The sequence below is a fragment of the Candidatus Aminicenantes bacterium genome, from assembly GCA_026393795.1.
Classification (GTDB): Bacteria; Acidobacteriota; Aminicenantia; order UBA2199; family UBA2199; genus UBA2199.
Map to the genome: position 1 here is coordinate 1 of JAPKZL010000045.1, position 4,527 is coordinate 4,527.

The 4,527-nt window shown below is 61.1% G+C and carries 3 protein-coding genes; all 3 read right to left on the reverse strand.

Going from position 1 to position 4,527, the window contains the following annotated elements:
- On the reverse strand, positions 1–1,606 hold a 1,606-nt coding region (locus tag NTW95_01905), incomplete at its 3' end, for a protein kinase (GenBank protein MCX6556178.1).
- A gap of 75 nt (positions 1,607–1,681) precedes the next feature.
- The gene (locus NTW95_01910) at positions 1,682–2,947 is read right to left on the reverse strand and encodes an MltA domain-containing protein (GenBank protein MCX6556179.1); all 1,266 of its coding nucleotides are present in this window, start codon (positions 2,945–2,947) and stop codon (positions 1,682–1,684) included.
- A gap of 353 nt (positions 2,948–3,300) precedes the next feature.
- Positions 3,301–4,527 (reverse strand): hypothetical protein (locus NTW95_01915; protein MCX6556180.1); only part of this gene is annotated, 1,227 nt, incomplete at its 5' end.

Genomic DNA, 4,527 nt, shown 5'->3' on the forward strand with positions numbered 1-4,527 from the left:
CAGCTTGGGCGTGATCGGCCCTGGTGCCGGCGGCCGCGTCGCAATCGACCAGAAAGCAGCCGAGCTCGCGCAGCCGCTCGACGCCGCCGGCGGTGTTGCCTCTCAGGAATTCCAGTCTGGCTTTCAACGCCTGCCAGCGGCTGAAGAAGGCGATGAACGCAGCGGGCAGGGGTTCCCCCGCTTGCGGAGCCAGGGTATTGCTGGCGATGCCGGAAAGCACGTCGTCCATGCCCATCTTTTCCCCGGCGCTGGCCAACACCCCGGCGACGGCCTCGACGCCGGCCGGGGGGATGGCCGCGTGGCGGAGTTTTTCGATATCGCGCCCCAAACGCCTTGCCGCTCCCGATGGCAGGGTGGCCTGGACATGCATGGCTTGCCGGTACTTTTTCCAGGCATTACCCTGCCTGGCCGGCCAGTCAGCCGGGAGGTAATCCTTGTCCATGGGAAAGCGGGTCTTGAAGTAGAGGGGATACTCGGCGGTGAGCCCGAGCAGTTTGCCGTTGAAATGGCTGTCGACGATCCAGCCCAGCACGGTGGCGCAGGCGAAGAGCAGAAGGGCCAACTCCAGGAGCCGGCCCAGGTAGACCACGGGCCGCAGGCGCAGCGGGCGGCGCAGGGGGAGCAGCAGCCGCTTGAATTTTTCCCGCCGCGCTTTTTTCTCGAGCAAGCCCTCGATCTTCGCCAGCAGTTTTTCGGCCGAGGCGTAGCGCTTGTCCGGCCTTTTTTTCAGGCACTTCAATATGATGCGCTCCAACGCCCGCGGGATGGCCGGATTGATGCTCGAAGGCGGGATCGGGGTCTCGTGAAGATGCTTCAGGAGCAGCGATTGCATGCTGTCGGCCACAAAAGGCATGCGGCCGGTGAGCATTTGAAACATCATCACCCCCAGGGAGTAGATGTCGGTGCTGGCGTCGATCTTTTCGCCCTGGATCTGCTCGGGAGCCATGCATTCGGGGGTGCCGATGACGATGCCGGTGCGGGTGGTGCCGACCTGGCTCATGGAGCGGGCGATGCCGAAATCGAGGACGGTGACCATGCCGTTCTTGCCAATCATGACGTTTTGCGGCTTCAGGTCGCGGTGGATGATGCCCTTGCCATGGGCGGCGATCAGCGCCCGGCAGATCTTGCCGATCACGTCGAGCACTTTTCCCTTCTCCAGCGGGCCCGCCATGGCGATCAGGTCCTGGAGGTTCTGGCCCTCGACATAATTCATCGAGATGTAGCGGGTGCCGTTCATCTCGCCCAGGTCGTAGATGCGGATCACGTTTTCGTGGATGATCTCCCGGGCCAGGAGCAGCTCCCTTTTAAAGCGCTCCACCGCTTCGGCGCTGTCGTTCATCTCGGGTTTGATGATCTTGAGCACCACCACGATCTGCAGCTCCTTGTCCAGGGCCTTGAAAACCCGGCCCATGCCCCCGACCCCGATCTCTTCGATGATCTGGTAGCGGTTGCCGAAGTTTTCTCCCGGGCCCAAAACAAGACCGGCCGGGTAGGCGGCGATGGGGGTTATGTCGCGGACAAGCGGGGTGGCATCCAAAGGTTCTCCGCACTGGCTGCAGGTCCGGTTCCCCCCGTCATTTGGGAAAGCGCATTTTGGGCATTTCATCTCGGCCTCGTTTTGGGATCCATTTACTTTATTCCCTTGCGAAAAAAAAATCAACCATCAAGAAAAATTGCGGCCCTATTTTTTAAGCAGGAAAAAGAGGCTCCCCTTTTGCTTCATGCTGCCGGCGACGAGCTCGCTGAACTCGCCCTGGCCGGTGAAGAGGTCGACGTGGTCGGCGCCGAAGATGGCGCCGCCCGTGTCCTGGTTGAGGACGAAGCGGCCGAACGGCTCCCAGCCGACGATGCGCTTTTGTGCATCGAAGACCGGCTTCTCGCACTCGATGTAAGCCAGGGCGCCGAGGGGGAACAGGCGCTGGTCGCTGGCGATGCTGCGCCAGGGGGTCAGGCGCGTTCCGAAGGTGCCGGTCGCGCTCTGCTCGTTGACCTGGAAAAAAACGTAGCTGGGATTGCTGATGAAGGCCTCGGGAATGGACTCGGGGTGCTCCTTGAAAAACGTTTTCATCCCGGCCAGGGAGAGTTGGCCGCGGTCGATCAGTCCCTTGTCGAGAAGGTATTTGCCGACCGAGCGGAAGGGATGGCCGTTCTGGTCGGCGTAGCCGACGAAGATCCGGCTGCCGTCTTCGAGCTGGACGATCCCGGAACCCTGGATGTGCAGGAAAAAAATGTCGACCAGGCTGTCGATCCAGACGATCTCCAGGCCGCGGCCGGCCAGCCTGCTCTTGAAGTCGATGTCCTCGCGGGTGAAGTAGGGGACCAGGCGGTTGTTGGCATCGACCTGGCCCTTGATCTGGCTGGGGATGCCGGGCTGCTCCTTGTAAAAATAGAACTGCGTCAGGTCGGCGGTTACCAGGTCGGCCGGCCGCCCATACAGGGGATAGGGGTAGCGCAGCGACTGGAGGCGCGAGCCGTGCAGCAGCGGCTCGTAGTAGCCGGTGAAAGTCACCTGCGGCGCCGTGCTGGTATAGAAAACATAGTTCTCGAGCAGGTAGGAAAAAAATCCTTCGCTCAGGCCGAGCTCGGCCAGCTTGGCGCGGAAGTCGCTGAGGCTGGCGATGACGCGCGCGACCGGGACAAGGTCGCTGCCGAAATGCATGACCGCGGAACCGTCCATGGCGGAGAACTTCCGCAGGCTGAGGCCCACGGCATCGAGAAGAGTTTGCGCCGCCTCGTCGTCGCGCAGCCTGGGGAGGACCGCTGCCGGCTGCAGGGAGTTGGCGGCGGTCCAGACGATCGGCGGTGAGGGGGGCAGGACCGGTGTCACCACTGGCGGGGTCGGCATGACCGGCGGTTTCGGCACCACGTAAACCTTTTTCGGCTGCGCACAGGAAAAAGAGGCCAGGAGTAGAGCAAGGATTGCAATGTATTTTATTCTGCTGTTCATTTCTATTGCTGAATATATCATAAGTTTCCCCCGCGAGGAAACTAAAATTCCAAATCCCAAGCACCAAATTCCAAACAAACGCCAAGCTCCAATAACCAAATGACCAAAATAAAATGCGCAATACGGTCGTAAGGTCCTTGATCTTGGAGGGGTTTGATTAATCAAACCCCTACGTGCATTTTCCTTTTCTTCGTTTAGGACATTGGAATTTGGAACTTCGAATTTTAGTCACACTATGGTTGCAGCAGTTTCAATAGGGCGCTGAAACCATCTAGTGTGACTATGGGATTTGTGATTTGGGATTTTTGGGCATGATATCTGTGCCCCTAAATCATTTTCTGTCTTGTCACTTGTTACTCGTTACGGAGTCTTTTACTGAAATGAACGAGCAGCGACACCGGGATGCCGCCGTTGCGGAAGAGGATTTTTTCGTCATATGGGAGGGAAAGGACTTTTTCCAGCTCAAGCCCCGGCACGATGATGGCGTAGCCGCAGCCGGCGAAGTCGCGCCGGATCCTGGCGCCGATGCGGCGATACAGGTCCGGGCTGTCCTGGGGGGTGCCGAGGCGGGTGCCGTAGGGCGGGTTCAGCACCAGCAGGATGTCGGTTGGGTCGACGTCTGCCGGAGGCGGCAGCTTGAAGAAATCGTTTCTTTCGACCGAAAGCCAGGGTGAGAGGTCCATGACCGCGAGGTTGCGGGCCGTGGTGCGCACGGCCGGGACCGCGATGTCGGAGCAGAATACTTTTTTCCCGGGGAGCGCCTTGCGCTCCAACTCGGAGGCCAGCTGCCTCCTGAGATGGGCGAAAGCGGCCGGACGGAACGATGGCCACGCTTCGAAGGCGAAGCCACGGTTCAGGTTGCAGGGGCGCCCGGAAAAGATCAGCCCCGCCTCCAGGCCGAAGGTGCCCGAACCGCAGAAGGGGTCGATCACGACCCGGTAGCGCTCGACGGACGCTGTTTTCAGGATGGCGCAGGCCAGCGTTTCCCGCAGCGGCGCCTCGGAGCTGTGCTTGTCATAGCCGCGGCGGTAAAGGAGCTCGCCGCTGCTGTCGAGGCTTATCAGACAGCGCTCCCGGTCGAGGCGGATGAAAACGGTCTGTTCTTGCTCGCCGCGGCCGGGGGCGGTTTTCTTTTGAGCCAGAAAGACCCCCCGGCCATGCGTTGCCAGCCGGGCGCGGATGGCGGCCAGCGCCTCTTCCTCGAGGCGGCCGCTGTGCCACAAGCCGGAATGGCCGGCGTTGATGACAAAAGCGAGCCGAACCCCTTCGTTCAGGTGCAGCTCCCACGGGCAGGCGGCCATTTTGAACCTGAATTCCTCGAAGCTCGCGGCTTTGAAATGGAACAGGCGCAGCAGCAGGCGGCTTAGCATGCCGGCGCCGAGATTCGCCCGGTAAGCGTCTGTCAATCTGCCGCTGAAGGTGATCCCGCCCGTTCCCGTCCCTTTGATTTCGCCGATGCCCAGGTTTTCGTCCAGCACATCGCTATCCAGGATCGGGCGGGCCAGGGCGGCGTCGACCAGGTTGGTGGCGTTGGGGAAGGCCTGGATGACCTGCAGCTGGTGGTGCGAGCCGGCCAGGCG